Source organism: Staphylococcus simulans (assembly GCF_047037175.1).
GTDB classification, from domain to species: Bacteria; Bacillota; Bacilli; order Staphylococcales; family Staphylococcaceae; genus Staphylococcus; species Staphylococcus simulans_C.
In genome coordinates, this window is record NZ_CP178241.1 from 1,060,550 (window position 1) to 1,080,310 (window position 19,761).

At 37.1% G+C, this 19,761-nt stretch carries 17 protein-coding genes; 3 read left to right on the forward strand and 14 right to left on the reverse strand.

Going from position 1 to position 19,761, the window contains the following annotated elements; genetic code table 11:
• Positions 1-30: 30 nt before the first annotated feature.
• From ACFCT9_RS05335 to ACFCT9_RS05380, 10 genes are all read right to left on the reverse strand, one after another.
• Positions 31-1,230 carry a CamS family sex pheromone protein gene (locus ACFCT9_RS05335; RefSeq protein ID WP_412521396.1) on the reverse strand — a complete coding sequence of 400 codons (1,200 nt, stop codon included), beginning with the start codon at positions 1,228-1,230 and terminating at the stop codon, positions 31-33.
• A 19-nt stretch (positions 1,231-1,249) separates the two neighbouring features.
• Complete coding sequence (gene ligA / locus ACFCT9_RS05340; RefSeq protein ID WP_412521397.1) at positions 1,250-3,253, reverse strand: NAD-dependent DNA ligase LigA; 2,004 nt, start codon at positions 3,251-3,253, stop codon at positions 1,250-1,252.
• 3 nt (positions 3,254-3,256) lie between these two features.
• A complete protein-coding gene (gene pcrA, locus ACFCT9_RS05345; protein WP_412521398.1) occupies positions 3,257-5,452 on the reverse strand; it encodes a DNA helicase PcrA in 2,196 nt (731 codons plus the stop codon).
• A 1-nt stretch (position 5,453) separates the two neighbouring features.
• Positions 5,454-6,143: a heptaprenylglyceryl phosphate synthase gene (locus tag ACFCT9_RS05350; protein WP_412521399.1), complete on the reverse strand. Its 690-nt coding sequence runs from the start codon at positions 6,141-6,143 to the stop codon at positions 5,454-5,456.
• 129 nt (positions 6,144-6,272) lie between these two features.
• Positions 6,273-6,575, reverse strand: a complete 303-nt coding sequence (locus ACFCT9_RS05355) for a YerC/YecD family TrpR-related protein (protein ID WP_023015874.1) — start codon at positions 6,573-6,575, stop codon at positions 6,273-6,275.
• 114 nt (positions 6,576-6,689) lie between these two features.
• Positions 6,690-7,988, reverse strand: a complete 1,299-nt coding sequence (gene purB / locus ACFCT9_RS05360) for an adenylosuccinate lyase (protein WP_412521400.1) — start codon at positions 7,986-7,988, stop codon at positions 6,690-6,692.
• Positions 7,989-8,200: 212 nt separating this feature from the next.
• On the reverse strand, positions 8,201-8,374 hold the full coding sequence (locus tag ACFCT9_RS05365; RefSeq protein WP_412521401.1) for an NETI motif-containing protein: 174 nt from the start codon (positions 8,372-8,374) through the stop codon (positions 8,201-8,203).
• The gene (locus ACFCT9_RS05370; RefSeq protein WP_412521621.1) at positions 8,364-8,903 is read right to left on the reverse strand and encodes a DUF2179 domain-containing protein; all 540 of its coding nucleotides are present in this window, start codon (positions 8,901-8,903) and stop codon (positions 8,364-8,366) included. Before ACFCT9_RS05370 ends, ACFCT9_RS05365 begins: the two co-directional genes overlap by 11 nt.
• Positions 8,904-8,993: 90 nt before the next feature.
• Entirely contained in the window at positions 8,994-9,839 is an 846-nt protein-coding gene (nadE, locus tag ACFCT9_RS05375; protein WP_412521402.1) for an ammonia-dependent NAD(+) synthetase, read from the reverse strand.
• A complete protein-coding gene (locus tag ACFCT9_RS05380) occupies positions 9,832-11,301 on the reverse strand; it encodes a nicotinate phosphoribosyltransferase (RefSeq protein ID WP_412521403.1) in 1,470 nt (489 codons plus the stop codon). Before ACFCT9_RS05380 ends, nadE begins: the two co-directional genes overlap by 8 nt.
• 249 nt (positions 11,302-11,550) lie before the next feature.
• Between ACFCT9_RS05380 and ACFCT9_RS05385 the strand changes: the two genes are divergently transcribed.
• Both ACFCT9_RS05385 and ACFCT9_RS05390 read left to right on the forward strand, forming a co-directional pair.
• Positions 11,551-12,630: a nitric oxide synthase oxygenase gene (locus tag ACFCT9_RS05385; RefSeq protein WP_412521404.1), complete on the forward strand. Its 1,080-nt coding sequence runs from the start codon at positions 11,551-11,553 to the stop codon at positions 12,628-12,630.
• A 31-nt stretch (positions 12,631-12,661) separates the two neighbouring features.
• The gene (locus ACFCT9_RS05390; protein WP_412521405.1) at positions 12,662-13,471 is read left to right on the forward strand and encodes a prephenate dehydratase; all 810 of its coding nucleotides are present in this window, start codon (positions 12,662-12,664) and stop codon (positions 13,469-13,471) included.
• Between the two features lie 62 nt (positions 13,472-13,533).
• On the opposite strand, the gene ACFCT9_RS05395 is transcribed toward ACFCT9_RS05390, so the two are convergent.
• The 3 genes from ACFCT9_RS05395 to ACFCT9_RS05405 form a co-directional block, all read right to left on the reverse strand.
• On the reverse strand, positions 13,534-14,910 hold the full coding sequence (locus tag ACFCT9_RS05395; protein WP_412521406.1) for an aldehyde dehydrogenase: 1,377 nt from the start codon (positions 14,908-14,910) through the stop codon (positions 13,534-13,536).
• A 206-nt stretch (positions 14,911-15,116) separates the two neighbouring features.
• Positions 15,117-16,043 carry a manganese-dependent inorganic pyrophosphatase gene (locus ACFCT9_RS05400; RefSeq protein ID WP_412521407.1) on the reverse strand — a complete coding sequence of 309 codons (927 nt, stop codon included), beginning with the start codon at positions 16,041-16,043 and terminating at the stop codon, positions 15,117-15,119.
• A gap of 75 nt (positions 16,044-16,118) precedes the next feature.
• Positions 16,119-16,670, reverse strand: a complete 552-nt coding sequence (locus tag ACFCT9_RS05405) for a cysteine hydrolase family protein (RefSeq protein WP_412521408.1) — start codon at positions 16,668-16,670, stop codon at positions 16,119-16,121.
• Between the two features lie 119 nt (positions 16,671-16,789).
• Between ACFCT9_RS05405 and ACFCT9_RS05410 the strand changes: the two genes are divergently transcribed.
• Positions 16,790-17,908, forward strand: coding sequence for a glycosyl hydrolase family 28-related protein (locus ACFCT9_RS05410; RefSeq protein WP_412521409.1), 1,119 nt, complete (start codon positions 16,790-16,792; stop codon positions 17,906-17,908).
• Positions 17,909-17,991: 83 nt separating this feature from the next.
• Here the strand turns inward: ACFCT9_RS05410 and ACFCT9_RS05415 are convergent, their stop codons facing one another.
• Entirely contained in the window at positions 17,992-19,554 is a 1,563-nt protein-coding gene (locus ACFCT9_RS05415) for an SLC13 family permease (protein ID WP_412521410.1), read from the reverse strand.
• Positions 19,555-19,761: the final 207 nt, after the last annotated feature.

Sequence of the window (19,761 nt, forward strand, 5' to 3'; positions counted from 1 at the left end):
CCTGCCCTCTTTATGTTTTATTGATGTCCTTTATCTTTTATAGATATGAACATTTTGTTTTTTATCATCTTTACCTTTTGTGATTAAAGCACGTGCTTGATTGCCGTCTTTAATGTGAATTTCATAAGCATCAATGTTGCTGAAGTATTTATCAGATTGTTGTGCAATAAACTGAGTAATACCTGTTAATTCTGCTTTGCCATAATAATCAATCGGTACTTCAACCGTTAGATTTTTAGGGCTCTTGCCATCAAATTTTGCTTTACCTACTGCTTGTGTAAAGTTAGGGAAATATGACTGTAAATTATCATTGAATTGTTTGAAGTTATTGTTTAAGTTCTCATTTAAATCTGCTGCTTCTGATGAAGGTAATAACACTGATTTTTCATTGATTTCACTCCAACTGTTGATACGTGTTTGACCATCATCTGCAGTTGCGCCGGCCACAAATTCTCCAGGAATAATATCATTTTCTCCAGATTGAATATAAATCGCAAAGTGAATTGGCACATCTTTCAACGCTTTATTTTCACGTAAACGCGACAGCATTTCATCGGCCATTTTCTTACCTTCTTTTTCAACTTTCGCATGATCTAATTTCTTACTGAAGGTTGGACCGTCTTTTTCTTTTTGGTAATAATATTCACCGTTCATCGCAAGGCCTATTGTCATGCCTTTCAGCTTTTTACCTTTCGTATCACTATTCCCGTAGAAATCTTGTTCTAGGATATTAGAAAGATAAGCCGGTGAATGTTCTGCGATTTTCTCTTCATCTTTTTCACCATGACGTGATGGATTTAAACCAAGATTTTCATTCGCATTTTTTTCTTCTTTTTCGTCTTTATCCATTTTTTCGATTTCAGACTTTGTATATTTAGGTCCAAGGTAAGCATTGATTGTCTTTTTATCTAGGAACTGACCATCTTGATATAAGTATTCATCAGTTGGAAAGACTTTCTTACTTTGTTCTAATAAACCATCTTCAAAATCATCACCGTTATAGCCGTTCGCCATTGTTTGCTGCAACATGCCTCTCGCTTGGCTTTCTTTAAACGGTAAAATTGTTCGATAGTTATCACCTTGAACATTTTTATCAGTCGCAATATGCTTAACCGTACTCGAATCTGATTTCGCTTCTTGTTCTTTTGTTGATTTTTGTTGCTCATCCTTATTGCCACACGCCGTGAGAATCAATAAGAGAGAGATGAGTAATACACTTGTTTTCTTCATGCCCTATCTCCTCTATTGTTTATTGGTCAACTTCATTTTGTTTTTGGATAAAGTCTGCTTCAGACCAAATTTCTGTGCCTAGTTTTTCTGCTTTCGTTAATTTAGAACCCGCATCTTCACCTGCAATGACTAAATCAGTATTCTTAGTCACACTGCTCGTTGTTTTCGCACCATGTGCTTCTAACCACTTCGATGCTTCTGTGCGTGTCATATTTTGCAGTTTACCAGTCAATACAACTGTTAGCCCATTAAATTCTGAATCAGATTCTATCTCTGAAGTTCTGATACCCTTATACTTCATATTAACATTTTTTGCGCGAAGTTTATCAATTAATGCAATGATATCTTCATTATTTAAGTAAGTCATTAATGAAGTCGCAAGTTTATCACCAATATCGTGAATTTCTAGTAACTCATCTTCTGTTACTTCAAATAAACGGTCCATATTTTCAAAGCGTTCTGCAATCACTTGACTAGCTTTAACACCTAAGTGTCTAATACCTAAACCAAATAATAAATGCTCAAACGAATTAGCTTTAGATGCCTCAATCGCTTTGAGTAAATTATCTGCTTTCTTCTCACCCATACGTTCTAACGGTAATAAGTCATCTTTTGTCAGATAATATAAATCTGCCACATCTTTAATAATTTCATTTTCATACAACTGCATGATTAATTTCGTACCTAAACCATCAATATTCATTGCTTGGCGTGACACAAAGTGAATCATGCCTTCAACCAGCTGTGCAGGACATTTCGGGTTAATACAACGTAACGCAACTTCACCATCTAAGCGCACTAATTCATGACCGCAACTTGGACAGTGTGTCGGCATGTGATACGTTTCTGTCCCTTCAGGTCTGCGGTCAGGTAAACTGCGTACCACTTCAGGAATTATGTCGCCTGCTTTTTTAATCACAACACTATCCCCGATACGAATATCTTTCTCATGAATTAAATCTTCATTATGCAAGGAAGCGCGAGAAACGGTTGTTCCTGCGACACGAACGGGATCCAATACTGCTGTTGGTGTTACAACCCCAGTACGTCCAACACTTAATTCAATATCCGTTAAAGTCGTCACAACTTCTTCTGCTGGGAATTTATAAGCAATCGCCCATCTTGGAGATTTTTGTGTATAACCTAACTCATCTTGAGCTTCTAGGTCATTGACTTTAATCACAATGCCGTCGATATCATAAGATAAGTCTTGGCGCTTTTCTGTCCAATATTGAATGTAGTCCAGCACGCCTTCTATATCAGTGACACGCTTTCTATTCTGATTGGTTTTAAAGCCTAATTCATCCAGTTCATCTAACGCTTCACTTTGTGACGTCGCATGGAAGTTTGTAAAATCATTGACACTATATAAGAAGATACTTAAACGACGTTTCGCTGCTAATTTAGAATCTAATTGGCGTAAAGAGCCAGCAGCTGCGTTACGGGGGTTCGCAAAGGCTTGTTCACCCGCTTCTTCCTTCTCTTGATTTAAACGTTCAAACGATGATTTCGGCATAAATGCTTCACCACGTACTTCAAACGTCAATGGCTTTTTGATTTTTAACGGAATTGCACGAATGGTACGCAAGTTCTCAGTAATATCTTCACCGATTGTTCCATCACCACGTGTTAATCCTTGCACAAATCTGCCATCTTCATATTTTAAAGAGACCGCTAAACCATCTATTTTCAACTCACACATATATTCAACTTTGCCCGCATTTTCACGTACACGTGCATCAAAACGACGCAAGTCTTCTTCACTGAACGCATTGGCTAAACTTAACATAGGTGTATCATGGCGTACTTTGTTAAACGTCGCTTGTGCTTCACCGCCAACGCGTACGGTTGGAGAATCTTCTGTTTTAAATTCAGGATGTTCTTCTTCAATATGAATCAATTCATGCAGTAACTTATCGTATTCACTATCTGGTACAGATGGATTATCCATCACATAGTACTCATGATTATATTGATTCAATAAGCGATGCAGCGTTTCAACTCTATTAGCTAAATCATTCATCCCTTAGTCCTCCTTCTTAGTAATCGGCGCAAAGTTCGCAAGTAAACGTTTGGGTCCTTGAGATTTGAAGATAATATCCAATTCCACTGTGCCATTTTTCTCGTTCACGTTGCTGACCATACCTTCACCCCATGCTTTATGGACCACTTTGTCACCAACATGCCAAGTCCCTGAAGCCACTTCAGAACGTTTCGTCGTACGTCTGCTTGGACCACGTTTCGTTGGTTGTTGACTGCTTGACGCACCCGCATAACGACTTTCTGTTCTTGTCGGTTTATTCAATAAGTCCTCAGGAATCTCTCTTAAGAATCTTGAAGGTGCGTTAGATTGTGTTTTACCGAATAACGTTCTGCTAGATGCGTGTGTTAAATACAATTCTTCTTCAGCACGTGTAATCGCCACATAACAAATTCTGCGTTCTTCTTCCATTTCATGATCATCATCACTTAAGATTGAACGAATATGCGGGAAGATAGATTCTTCCATTCCCATAATAAAGACAACTGGGAACTCTAAACCTTTCGCAGAGTGCATTGTCATCAATGTCACACCATTTTCAATGTCCGCTTCATCAATATCCGCAACTAATGATAAATCGGTTAAGAAGTTAATTAAAGACTGTTCTTCAAGTGGTGTATTTTTCTCATAATCCATAGGCACTGACATAAATTCTTCAATGTTCTCTAAACGACTGCGCGCTTCTAACGTTTGGTCACGTTCCAACATTTCTTTATACCCGGATTTATTTAAAACTTCTTCTACAATTTCACTGACTTCTAAGAACTCTTGTTCTTGGATTAAATTAGAGATCAATGTATAGAAATCAATCACTTGTTTCGTTACCTTTTTCGTTAATCCGATAAAGTCTGCTTCTGCTAAGGCATCAAACATACTCAAATCATTTTGTCTTGCATAAGCTTGGATTTTTTCGACAGATGAAGGACCGACACCGCGTTTGGGTACATTAATAATACGTTGTAAGCTGATATCATCATTGCTGTTTGCGATTAAACGTAAATAACTTAATAAGTCTTTAATTTCTTTACGGTCATAGAACTTGTGACCGCCGACCATCGTATATGGGATATTCGACTTCATAAATGTTTCCTCAAGCACACGAGATTGCGCATTAGTACGATATAAAATCGCCATATCATTGTATGATTTATGATTTTCACGTTGTTGACGCATAATTTCTTTAACAACGTATTGCGCCTCATCACTTTCACTTTGTGCTTGATAATAGTTGATTTTTTTACCTTCTTGGTTCGCAGTCCATAACCCTTTAGGTTTACGCTCTGTATTGTTTTTAATGACTTCATTGGCCGCATTTAAAATAACTTTCGTTGAACGGTAGTTCTGTTCAAGGAAGATTGTTCTCGCATTCGGATAATCTTCTTCAAATGACAAGATATTTTGAATATCAGCCCCGCGCCAACCATAAATGGATTGGTCAGAGTCCCCTACAACACATAGATTTTTAAATTTATCAGCCAATAATTTTACTAATGTATATTGGGCTCTGTTAGTATCTTGATACTCATCGACATGAATATACTGGAATTTATTTTGATAGTATTCTAAAACATCTGGTACACGTTTAAAGAGATTAATTGTTGTCATGATTAAATCATCGAAATCTAATGCTTCATTTCGTGATAACTGGCGTTGATAACCGGCATACACACGTGCCACCATGTCAGACATAAAATCAGTCGCTTCTGTTTCAGCATCTTCAACGGTCTTTAATTCATTTTTCATATTACTGATTGCAGATAAGAACATACGCGGATCATAACGCTTACTATCAATGTTTTCTGTTTTCAATACATCTTTAATCACTGATTTTTGGTCTGTCGGATCTAAGATTGTAAAGTTGCGTTCAATACCGATGCGGTCTGCATCTCTTCTTAAAATACGTACACACATTGAGTGGAACGTTGACATCCAAATGACTTGCGCTTCTTCTCCCACTAACTTTTCAACACGCTCTTTCATTTCTCGCGCTGCTTTATTCGTAAAGGTAATCGCTAAGACGTTATATGGAGAAACGCCTTTTTCATCTAATAAATACGCGATACGATGCGTTAGAACACGCGTTTTCCCTGAGCCTGCTCCGGCCATAATCAACAGTGGTCCTTCTGTAGTACGTACTGCTTCGCTTTGTTCAGTATTCATATGATCTAATAACGCATTCATCTTAAGATAACTCCTTTATTTTAACTGTTTTCAATGCTTGTTTGATATCGGTATAGACTAAATTGCCGACAACAATCGTATCTGCTTCTTTGGCAGCTGCTTGTGCGTCACTTAACGAGCTGATACCGCCGCCATAAAATACATGTGCTTGTTCAACATTTTGTTTTGCGGTACGGACCATTTCCATGTCTCCGAATGTGCCGCTATATTCTATGTACATAATCGGAAATTGATAAACTTTGTCCGTCATTAAGGCATAAGCTTCAATATCTGATGGTTCTAAATCTGTTTTTGCTTTTGTTTTTACCGCCGCTTTTGAATCTGGATTTAAAATGATATACCCTTGGAACTTGATTTCATCAAAATCCATCATATGGCCATATTCTTTCAATGCTTCAAGCAATAAGCCGTTTTGGTATTGGACATCCGGGCTGTTTAAGACCATCGGAACAAAGTAGAAGTCAAATCCAGGCATAATACTTTCTAAGTTGGAAATTTCAAGGACGAGTGGAAGCGGATAACGACGGACACGACTCATTAATTGAATCACATTATCTTCAGTCACATTATCAGTTCCGCCAATTACAATCGCATCTGTATCAGACATACAGATTTTATCTAAATCTTCATCATTAATTGTCTTTGCAGGATCTAATTTAAATACATGTTGCCACTTTTTTATGTCGTACATTTTACCGTTTCCCTTCTTTTAAACATACATTTGATTATATCATTTTTGCCCCTTAGATTCTAAATGGATATATTCAAACAAAGAAAAACAGAACCTCTCACATCTTCTGATGTGCAGGTTCTGTTTGAACTAGTCATTTGTTTCAATATTCATACGATCTAATACGACGGTATAAGCGTCGTTACCCCATTGTAAGGAGCGTTTTACTCTAGAAATTGTAGCTGTAGAAGCACCTGTTTCTTTTTCAATCGTCGCGTACGTATAACCTTGCTTAATCATCTTCGCAACTTGAAGTCTTTGTGATAACGATTGAATTTCATTTACAGTACATAAGTCATCGAAAAACTGATAACACTCTTCTCTATTTTCAAGCGTTAGAATCGCATCAAACAACTCATCTAATGCTTTACCGCGTAACTTCTCAATTTGCATATCCAACAACTCCTGTTCTTTGTGTTCATCTTTATCCTATTTTAACGTATTAATACATTAAAGTGTAGTCAGACCCATAAGAAATTGTAAGATAAATCAAATTAAGCGAATAGATTACTCAGCTAAGCCGGCACGTTCGAAAATAGTGTCCACTTGATTTAAGTGATGTTTAGGATCGAAGGCTTTATCTAAGTCTTCTTTTGATAATACATCTGTAATTTGTGAATCTTGTTCAAGTAATTCTCTGAAAGGTGTTTTAGTTTCCCAAGATTCCATTGCTTTTGGTTGAACTAAGTCATAAGCTTGTTCACGAACCATACCTTTATTAATTAAAGATAATAACACACGTTGTGAATAAATTAAACCAAATGTTTTGTTGATGTTTGCCATCATATTATCTTCAAAGACAGTTAAACGGTCAATGATATTTGTGAAACGATTTAACGCATAGTCTAATGCGATAGTTACATCTGGTAACATAATACGTTCTGCTGATGAATGTGAAATATCACGTTCATGCCATAACGGAACGTTTTCGTATGCTGTTGTAATGTAACCACGGATAACACGTGAGATACCTGTAATGTTTTCAGAACCGATTGGATTACGTTTATGCGGCATTGCTGAAGAACCTTTTTGGCCTTTTGCGAAAGCTTCTTCTACTTCTCGTGTTTCTGTTTTTTGTAAGCCACGTACTTCAACTGCAAATTTCTCCATAGAAGTTGCGATTAATGCTAATGTAGCGATGTAATATGCATGACGGTCACGTTGTAATGTTTGTGTTGAAACCGGTGCAAAACCAAGGCCTAAATGTTTTGTAACATAAGCTTCGATTTCAGGCGGAATGTTTGCGAATGTTCCTACTGCACCACTCATTTTTCCTACTTCGATTTCTTTACGAACTTCTTTAAAACGTTTTAAGTTACGTACCATTTCTTGGTACCATAATGCCATTTTCACACCGAAAGTTGTCGGTTCTGCATGAACACCATGCGTACGGCCCATCATTAATGTGTATTTATATTTTTTCGCTTTTGCAGCTAATACTTCGATAAAACGTTCAATGTCTTTTTCCAAAATTTCGTTTGCTTGTTTAATTTGGTAGCTTAACGCTGTATCTACAACGTCTGTTGAAGTTAAACCATAGTGGACCCACTTACGTTCTTCTCCTAATGTTTCAGAAACTTGACGTGTAAATGCTACGACATCATGACGTGTTTCTAATTCAATTTCTTTTGCACGATCTACATCAACACGTGCATTTTCACGGATTTTTTTAACGTCTTCTTTCGGGATAAAACCTAATTCACTCCAAGCTTCACATGCAAGGATTTCAACCTCTAACCATGCTTCATAACGATTTTGGTCTGTCCAGATTTGTGACATTTCTTCACGAGAATAACGTTCAATCATTTCATAAACTCCTATCTAAGGTTTGATTTTAAATTGTTGACGCTCATAGAATATGTACGTTCATCGAAATATTCTGTGAAACGTTCGACTTTTTACTCTTATACTCTCTATTTTAACAGAATATTTTTCAAATGTATAAGACTTTCCAAACTTTTTACAGAAAAGCCCAATTCGTACTTCATTTCAAAATACAAATTGGGCTTTCTGCACTTTTATTTAATTTTCTTACCGACAAATTGAATATGTTGGCGTTCTACTTCTATACTGCCGTCTTTGTTTTCACGATAAACAGGTTTCTCAAAACGTTTGACCGGCATATAGCCTGCCTCACGCATACGTGCTAAACACTCTTGAATGGTTTCATTTTCTGCTACTTCAAATTTCATCTGTATCATACGCTTTCAATCGTTTACTTCTAATTCCTTTAACCCAGAAGCCGCCGTGTAATGTTCGTGCTTCATAGGCAATGACGAATGCTTTCTCATCAAGTTGTTTGATGGTATCCATCAACTTAAGTTCAAAGCGTCTTGGTGTCAGAATTTGCATAACTAAACGTTCACCGTCACGACCATAAGCTGGGAAGTGTGTAACACCGTAACCTAAGTTTCTAAGCTGTGCAGGCAAATCTAATTCGTAGTTTGCTGTTGTTACATTGACTACGGAATAACCTAAGGCAAGTTTCTCTTCTATTTTCATGCCGACAATAATACCGACAGAGAAACCAAAAGCATAAGCAACTATGTTTTGGAATTTGTCTAAGTTAGCCATTACCAGACCTAACCCGATAATATAAATCAACACTTCAATAAAACTCACAGCTGCCGCAACATAACGGTAACCTTTCAAGGTAAGAATCGTACGGACTGTCAGACATGTGACATAAGCAACGTTGATGACAAAGATTGCGAGCAGCATCAGCCATGGATTTGCTGAAATTACTGACAAAATAAATTACCTCTTTTCAAATTGAAATCTAGCCTATTTTATCAGTCGACTGATAATTTGTCACTCTTTTTCTGTCTGTGATTCTGATTTCGGCCAAGTATAACGCGTATAGGCTAACTCACGCTTATGCGCATTTCTTAAGTAGTGTCCTTCAATAACTTTTTGGTCGTGTTCAGATACGGGCTTTCCTTCTAAATAATCATCTATCGCTTCGTACGTGACACCTAAAGCATCTTCATCTGGAAGTTGTGGTTTATCGTCTTCTAAATCAGCAGTCGGCACTTTTTCATAAAGTGCTTTCGGCGCATTTAAATAAGCTAATAATTGACGGCCTTGTCGCTTATTTAAACCGAATAATGGCGCAATATCTGCAGCACCATCACCATATTTAGTGAAGAAGCCTGTGATATTTTCAGCCGAGTGATCCGTACCGATAACAATACCGCTTTGGTTCGCCGCAATCGCAAATTGGACTTTCATACGTTCACGCGCTTTTTCATTACCGCGTTGGAAATCTGTTAATTCAAAACCTGCTTCTTTTAAAGCTTGCACACTTTGATCAACTGCAGGTTTAATATTAACAGTCACTGTTTCATCTGGTTGGATGAACTTTAACGCTTCTTCAACTTCATCAGCATCTTTTTGTACACCATAAGGCAACTTGACTGCGATAAAGCGTACATTTCTGCCTTCTTCACGCAATTGTTCAACTGCGATTTGGCATAAACGGCCCGCTAAGGTTGAATCTTGACCGCCTGAAATACCTAACACTAAAGATTGGATAAAGCCATGACTTTGGACATAATGCTTAATAAAATGCACAATGTCATGGACTTCTTGTTCACTATCAATCGCCGTTTTCACTTTCATTTCTTTAACTACGATATCCTGTAATTCACTACTCATGTCGTTCCTCCATCTCTTTAACATCTTCCGCGACTTCAAAGATTTTTTGTTGCTTGTTATCCCAACATGCTTTACTTAAATCAACAGGGTATTCTTGAGGATTCAAGAAACGTTTATTTTCTTCCCATAGATGTTCTAAATTGGTTTGTAAAAATGCTTGTGCTGTTTTTTCATGCGGTAATTCATATACTAATTTACCTTCTGTATAGATGTCTTTATGCAAATCAATCGCATCGAATGATTTTACTTTTTTACTCTTATACGTGTGCACAGGGTGGAACAATTTCAATGGTTGTTCTGCATAAGGGTCTTCATGCGCAAGTGTGATATAATCCCCTTCTGCTTTACCTGTCGCTTTGTTGATAATGCGGTACACATTCTTTTTACCTGGTGTCGTTACTTTTTCTGCATTATTTGATAATTTAATACGGTCTTGATAATTGCCGTTTTCATCTTCCACCGCAACCAATTTGTATACCGCACCTAATGCAGGTTGATCATAACCTGTAATCAATTTCGTACCAACGCCCCAAGAGTCGACTTTCGCACCTTGTGCTTTCAAACTCATAATGGTTTCTTCGTCTAAATCATTAGATGCGATAATCTTCGCATCTGTAAATCCTGCTTCATCTAACATTTTACGTGCTTCTTTAGATAGATAAGCAATATCGCCAGAATCTAAACGAATACCGATAAAGTTGATTTTATCTCCTAATTCTTGTGCAACTTTAATCGCAGTTGGCACACCGGATTTTAATGTATGGAATGTGTCTACTAAAAAGACACAGTCTTTATGACGTTCTGCATATTTTTTAAATGCGACATATTCATCGCCATAAGTTTGTACGAATGCATGTGCATGTGTACCAGAAACTGGAATACCGAATAATTTACCAGCTCTGACGTTACTTGTAGAATCAAAACCGCCAATAATCGCCGCTCTTGCTCCCCACAATGCTGCATCTTGCTCTTGCGCACGTCTCGTTCCAAATTCCATTAATAAGTCATTCGGCGCAACTTGTTTAATTCTGCTGGCTTTCGTCGCAATCAATGTATGGAAGTTAACAATATTCAGTAAAATTGTTTCAATCAATTGCGCTTGAATTAATGGTGCCTCTACCCTTACTAAAGGCTCATTATTAAAACATACTTCGCCTTCTTCCATCGCGCGAATATTTCCAGTAAAACGTAAGTCTTTCAAATAATCTAAAAAGTCATCTTGATAACCGATAGATTTTAAATATGTTAAATCCGTTTCTGTAAAATGGAAGTTTTCGATAAATTGAATGATTCTGCGTAATCCATTAAATACAGCATAACCGCTGTCGAATGGCATCTTGCGGAAATATAAATCAAAGACTGCCTTTCTTTCATGAACATTATCATACCAATAACTTTCAGCCATATTAATTTGGTATAAGTCATTATGAAGCATTAAGCTGTCATCTTTAAATTGATACATAACTTTCTCCCCAATCAACCTTTTTGTTTAGTTTATCACATTCTAATAGGCTTTTATACAATCCCCCACTCGCCTGATATGTTTCTTCTCACAATTGTAAGGAAATTGAATATAAACCAATTAAATTTGTAAACACTTTTTTCTTAATGTAAGAATATTGTCAGATTTAGATAAATTTCCGAATTTTGTATGACATCTTTACTAGGGCTTTTCCCTTATAACTTCTATAATAATAATGAGGTGAAGAAAATGTTAATAGAGAAAGCGACTGAATTTATTCACACAATGTATCGAGAGTTGAATTATGACGAAACAACCATTCAAGACAGATTAGAAGCAATTGAAAAGGAAATTAACGAAACTGGGACGTATCACCATACGACTGAAGAATTGACTTATGGTGCACGCATGGCCTGGCGTAACTCCAATCGCTGTATCGGACGATTATTTTGGGAAACGTTAATTGTTCAAGATGCACGTGACGTCAAAGACAATGACGGATTTATTGAAACCATTCACAAACATTTAGATGAGGCAACAAACGATGGGAAAATTCAATCTTATATTACCATTTACGCTCAAGAAGAAGACCATCCGCCAATCATCTACAATAACCAATTAATTCGTTATGCAGGTTATGAAAATGCGGGGGATCCAGCTGAAAAAGAAGTGACGCAAATGGCACAACATTTAGGATGGCAAGGTGCAGGGACTGATTTCGATGTGTTACCGTTGATTTATAAACTTCCAGGGGAACGCTTCCCGCGCATGCATGATTTACCAGAAGAACTTGTATTGGAAGTACCAATTGAACACCGTCATTATCCTAAATTAGCTGAACTCGGTTTAAAATGGTATGCGGTACCGATTATTTCTAGTATGGATTTAAAAATCGGCGGCATTACGTATCCAACCGTACCATTCAATGGCTGGTACATGGTCAATGAAATTGCGGTACGTAACTTTACAGACACTTACCGCTATAACTTAATAGAAAAAGTTGCAGAAGCGTTTGAATTTGATACACTTAAAAATACTTCATTCAATAAAGATCGTATTATGGTGGAACTAAACGATGCAGTCTATCATTCATTTAAAAATGCAGGTGCATCTATTGTGGATCATTTAACAGCCGCTAAACAATTCGAACACTTTGAATGCAATGAAGCAAAAGCCAATCGTGAAGTTACTGGAAAATGGTCTTGGTTAGTCCCATCACTTTCACCGACACTGGTTTCAAACTATCATCATGGATATAAAAATGTGATGAAAGACCCTAATTTCTTTTATAAGAAATCAGAAGAAACATCAGCGTGCCCTTTCCATTAACTGTGCGTGACATCAAAGGGGAAATGCAAAAATGAATTTATATTACTTAGGTCCGAAGGGTACATTTTCATATCTTGCTTCTAAAAAATATCTTTCAGAAGCAGAAGCAGCTTATCATCCAAAATCTAATTTGTATGAAGTCGTTCAGGCTGTTCAAAATGACTCTGACAGCATCGGTATTGTGCCGATTGAAAACTCAATTGAAGGTACCATCAATATCATCGCAGATGGTCTGACACATCAAAATATTTATGCTATCGGAGAAATCCATTTAAATATTCAATTCGGCTTATATGCATTAGCTGGTACACATATTGAACAAATTGATACCGTTTATTCTATTGCCCCAGCAATCAGTCAAACCAATCAATTTATTCAACGTCACAACTTCCATATCGGTTATTCAGAAAGTACGGTTCAAAGCTTAGATTATATCGATGCGCACACTGGTGCGATTGCGCCGCTCGGCATCAATGAAGATACACGCATAGAAGCAATCGAACAAAACATCGAAGATTTTCCACATAATGTGACCCGCTTCTTAATCATCGGCAATCACTTAACCATCTCTGAAGATGCGACAGACACTGTACTAATGATTACACCGAAGCATGATAAAGCCGGGCTACTTGCGAATATCTTAAATACATTTGCAATCTTCAATATCAACTTATCTTGGATTGAATCACGCCCATTAAAAACACAGCTGGGCAGATATCGATTCTTTGTCCAAGCAGATGCGACACTTGATTCTGAATTAGACAAAGTCATTAAGATACTTGAAACATTGGAGTATCAAGTTAAAATTATTGGTTCTTTTGCAAAACAAACCAAATCTTAAATATATGAAAAAAACGGGAGCGAACCTTCATACAAAGTTCGCCCCCGTTTTTTATTGTGACTCTATTTAAATAAATTTTTAATATAAGAGAATTTCCCTTTATACGGCGGGAAAATAATACCCGATTCTAAGCGTGTTGTTTTATAAATATAAGATTTTTCATGCGTAAAGGTATAGAACGAATATTTGCCGTGATACTTACCGAAACCAGAAGCCCCTACTCCACCGAATGGCAAATTAGGATTAGCAAGATGCATTAACGTATCATTAATGGCACCGCCGCCAAACGATAACTCTTTGATTACACGATCTGTATTATTTTCATCTTCGCTAAACAAATACAGTGATAACGGACGTTTGCGTGCTTGAATAAATTCAATTGCTTCATCAAACGTTTCATACGTTAGTAATGGTAAAATCGGTCCGAATATTTCTTCTTCCATCACAGCATCTTGTGCCGTCACATGATCTAATACAGTCGGTGCAATATAACGTGAAGGTGCGTGTGTTTCTCCGCCGATAACGATCTTATCACGATGTTCATCCATGAGTTTTTGTAAGCGCTCAAAATGACGTTCATTTACAATACGACCAAAATCATCACTTTTATCCGGTTCTTTACCATAAAATTCTTTGATTGTCCCTTGTAACGCAGTGATTAAATCATCTTTAACGGATTCATGAACTAAAATATAGTCAGGCGCTACACACGTTTGACCTGCATTAATAAATTTACCGAATGCAATACGTTCACTGGCTACTTTTAAATTCGCAGTTTCATCAACAATCACTGGAGATTTGCCGCCAAGTTCTAATGTAACAGGTGTCAAATGACGACTAGCTGCTTCATATACAATTCGGCCAACGTGTTCACTGCCAGTAAAGAATATATAATCAAAAGGCTGTTCTAACAAGGTTTGCGTCTCTTCAATACCGCCTTCAACTGTCGAAATATACGCAGGTTCAAAGGCTTCTTCAATCACTTTTGTAATCACCGAAGCAACATTCGGCGTCAATTCTGAAGGCTTAACGATTGCTGTGTTGCCTGCCGCAATCGCACCAATTAAAGGTTCAAATACTAATTGAACAGGATAATTGAAAGGTCCGATAATTAAAATCGTGCCATAGGGTTCTTTTTCAATATAACTCTTGGCCGGGAATAAATAGAGTGGTGTGTTGACTTGTTTCGTTTTCGCCCATTTATGTATATCTTTACGAGCGGCGCTGATACTTTTTAACACGACCCCAATCTCTGTCGCATATGCTTCTACTTTGTTTTTCCCCAAATCTAAATGTAACGCTGCTAAAAGTTGATTTTCATATTTATTAATCGCCCGTTTCAGTGATTTGAGTTGTTTTCTGCGGTATTTAACATCTTTAGTAATATGCGTTTTAAAATACCCATGGCAATCTTTAAATTTTTCTTCAGTGGTTCTCAAAGATACTCTATCTCCTTTCGTACAGGTTGAATGTTTACTTAATTTTACCCTAAATTCATGTTTTTATAATCGCTTTCATGAACTTAATAATGTGTTATGTACAAAAAAACTGGAAAAAGCAAGATGACATCATGAATGCTTGTATGTTTATCATCTTAGCCCATTCCAGTTTAATCTATTAACATTGTACAGCCCTTACACTTTGATTATGATAATACTTCTGTGATTGGCGGTACAATTTGTTTCTTACGAGATACGACACCTGGTAAGAATGCTGTGTTGTTGTCTAATTCAACACCGAATGCTTCAGCGATTTTATCTTTGTCTTCACCTAAAACTAAGATTGCTGAGTCACTGTTTAAAATGTCAGTTGCTACTAAAACAAAGATATCATATTCCGCATTGTTCAATGTTTCAGTGATTGCTTGTTCTAATTCAGCTTGACGGCCTAAAATTTCATTTAAATCTACTGTGTTGACTTGGCCGATACGTACTGTGTGATCACCCATGTTGAATGATTTTGCGTCTGCATTGATTAATTCGACAGCTGTTTTATTTAATGTAGAAGCGCCTGCTTTCAACATTTCTAAACCATATTCTTGTGCATCTACACCTGCAATTTTTTCTAATGCTTTAGCAGCATTTTTATCTTGCTCTGTGCATGTTGGTGATTTGAATAATAAGCTGTCAGAAATGATTGCTGATAACATTAAACCAGCAATTTGCGGTTTGATGTCAAAGCCTTTTTCATTAAACATTTTGTATAAAATTGTTGCTGTACAGCCAAGTGGTTCTGCACGGTAGCATAACGGACCTGCTGTGTGGAAGTTTGCGATTCTGTGATGATCCACAACGTGGCGGATTGTTGCACTTTCAATTGAATCTGCACTTTGTTGGAATTCGTTATGGTCTACTAAGATAACGTCTTTACCTGATAAGTCATCTGATAATAGTTCTGGTGCTTCTGCTTTGAAATAATCTAAAGCATATTGCGTTTCAGGGCCTACTTCACCTAAGCGGTATGCTTTCGCTGAAGTATTGCCGTTTAATTGTTCAAATTCAGCCATGATGATGGCAGAGTTAATTGCGTCTGTATCTGGACTTTTATGCCCGAAAATATAAGTACTTTCCATGTCCTGAGACACTCCTTGTCATTAATTATTGTAATTCATACCTATTTAATCCTATTTTATCACGACTCTATTCTGTTATTCTACCTTTGCACCTAAGACATTTTTAAAATGTTCTAACGCAAAGTTATGACCTTCTGGATTAAATGATGCGACACCTTTCGTCGGTATAGTAATCGCATACCCTTTATTATAACCGGAAATCGCAGTATGCAGTACACAAATGTCAGTACATACACCTACAATTTCGATTTCTGTAATTCCGCGTTCACGTAATAAACTATCTAAAGGTGTACCAAAGAAAGAATCATAACGACGCTTATCTAAATAATGCACGTGTTCATGTGATTTAATCTTGTCATAAACGTCTTTAACTTTGCCGTATAAATCTCTGCCTGATGTGCCTTCGATATTATGCGGCGGGAATAATTTACTTTCTGGATGATATGGATCATTTTCATAATGCAGATCCATCATGACAAAGATGGCTTCCTCTTCTTTATCATAGGTCTCCATACGTTCTGCGATAAATTCGTCTAGCGCTTGCCCTGGTTCCCCACAAGTCAACTTTCCATCCGGTGCGACGAAATCATATGAATAATCCACAACAATTAAAGCTTTGTTTGCCATAATGCGTTACCCCCAATTTTGTGATATCTTGTTAATTAATAGAATAACCTACTTTAGACAAATTATCGAGTTAACAACGTTTTATACAAATAATGAAATGAAGAAAGCAGGTCACAACCATGTTCATCAATCCCATTAAGTTCGGTTTGACAGGTCAAAATAAACATAAAGATACTAAAGCGCTGCAACAGGCTTTAAATCTCGCAAAGCAGCATCCAGGCAGTATGATTTTTGTGCCGAAAGGAGAATTTCATGTTAAACGTGCCTTAACGATTTATGAAGGGACGACATTGTTTTTACATGAAGAAGCGGTCATTCAACGTCATGGCAATGATGCATTACTAAAAAATGGTATACGAAATGGACTATATCATGGTTATAACGGCAATAGTCATATCACAATTATTGGCGGTACCTTTGATATGAACGGCAGCCGTGTCCCAGACAATAATACGGCGATGTGTTTAGGTCATGCGCATAGCCTTGTATTATACAACATCCGCTTCAAAGACATCGTCGGCGGTCATGCGATTGATGCTTGCGGCGTTGAAGATACGTTAATTACACGATGCAGTTTTGAAGGCTTCTTAGATATTCACGGCGACCGCAGTTTTTCAGAAGCCATTCAACTTGATATTCAAGTCCCTGGCGCCTTCCCTAAATTCGGTACACGTGACGGTACCATTACACGCAACACCATGATTTCTGAATGCTATTTCGGCCCATCAGAGACTCCAGGTTTCGACAGTTGGAACCGCGCTATCGGTTCACATGCGACCCGTCACAATCAGTTTTATCACGACATATTCATTTATCGTAATACATTCCACCAAACTCAAGATTTTGCGCTAACGCCATTTAAAGCAGATGGATTGTATGTCATGGATAATCATTTCTTAAATTGTGCCGGCGGTATTCGTTTCTTAGGTACGAAAGATGATAAACATACGTCTGATATTGTTACCGGTCAACGCATGGGTGCACAAGGTGGTCGTAATCTAAATATTATCAATAACCAATTTGAAGGACCCATGACCAAAGATGCCATTCATATTCGCGGTTACTATAATATACAGCACCAAGATGTATTAATTGTACAAAATCATTTTGATACACATCATTCATTGACCTTAAACGATATTGATGGTTTGTATCTTGATCAGCCAGAATTAAAGCAAAGCCAAATTAAACATCGTAATCTAACACATGTCTATCAGAACTTTGCCGATTCAGTATGATAAATCTAGTAAAACTCAACCTAATAAAATGCAAAAATAAGGAGATAAGATGAAGCGGCTGCTTTATCCTATCTCCTTTATTATTATTTAAGCGGTTTTAATGGTTCACTGATATCTATGCCTAATGCATAAGGCATTAAGAAATAAACGACTAAAATAATCAATATCGCACTAATTAAATTGACCCAGAAACCGACACTTGCCATTTTCTTGATAGAAATCAAACCTGTCCCAAAGACAATTGCGTTCGGCGGTGTTCCGACCGGCATCATATACGCACAGTTTGAAGCCATTGCGGCTGGCACCATTAGTAATAACGGATGCACACCAATCGCGACAGAGAGTGTCGCTAAAATTGGAAGTATCATAGTCGCAGTTGCGGTATTGGATGTCACTTCTGTTAAGAATAATACAAACATGGTAATCACAATCACAATCAGTAATGGACTGACACCGTTTAATGCGGTTAATTGTGCACCTAGCCATTTCGCCAAACCACTTTCTGAAATACCTTTTGCTAAAGCTAAACCGCCGCCAAACAGAACCAGTACGCCCCATGGCAATTCTTTCGCAACTTCCCAGTCAATAATACGTTTATATTTTTGATTATTTTTAGTTGGAATAATGAATAATAAAATTGTCACGAACATCGCAATTGTTCCATCCTCAACGAGCGAAGTCGGACCCCATTGCTTAAGTAAAAACTCCCTGACAATCCATAAAATACTTGCGGTAGTGAAGACTGCAAAAACGACCTTCTCTTCAAAAGACACTTTGCCTAATGATTTCAACTTAGTCTTAATTAAATCATCTCCACCTGGTAAATGTTTCAGCTCTTGTTTAAAAGCAATAAAGCGTAAATATACCCAAGCTAAGAATAGTAAAATAATCACTGTCGGTATACCTATCAACATCCATTTAGCAAAACTGATTTCTTCGCCAAATGCCGTATTATATTGCCCTTTTAAAATAATCAAAGGCGGTGTACCGATTAATGTTCCCATTCCGCCAATTGTACCTGCATAACCAATCGCAAGTACTAATGACTTTTCAAATTTTGATAAATTATGTTGATGATCCTCTGTGTCATTTAAAGCTTTCGCTTCTGCGATAATTGCTAAACCAATTGGAATCATAATCATCACCGCTGCTGTATTCGATACAAACATCGATAAGCCGCCGGTTGCTAACATGAAGCCTAATAAAATCTTCCCGGTACTTGTTCCGATACTATTGATAATAATTAAAGCGACGCGTGTATGTAAGTTCCATCTTTCCATTGCAATCGCAAGCACAAAGCCGCCTAAGAATAAGAAGATAATATCATTACCATATTCAGACGTTACTTGTGCAGGATCCATCACGTGACCTATCGGCATCAGCACTAACGGCATTAAGCTGGTTGCTGGGATAGGAATCGCTTCTGTAATCCACCACACTGCAATCCATGCAGTACTTGCTAAAACAAAAACCCCTTGATGTGATAATCCTTCAGGATGTACAAACATCAAAATCAACGCAAAAAGTACAGGCCCTAAAATCAAGCCGATCAGTTGGCCTAAATTATAAGGCTTTTGTTTCTTGGGTTGAGAAAAGAATGTCAGACGTCCAGGAATGCGAAAAATTGTTTGTTGTGTGTGTCGCATAGCCAATCCCCCTTAAAATTCAACATGTTTTACTTTTAATCAGTTTCAAATTAAATCTAATCCCAATATTAAAGTCCCCTTGCACATGTTGTTTTATTAATTTTATCACAAAAATCCGTATATTTAACCAATTTATGCAAACGGTTACATTAATTTTTATAATTCATATGATAAATAGTATTTATAATGCGTGCATAAAAAAACCAG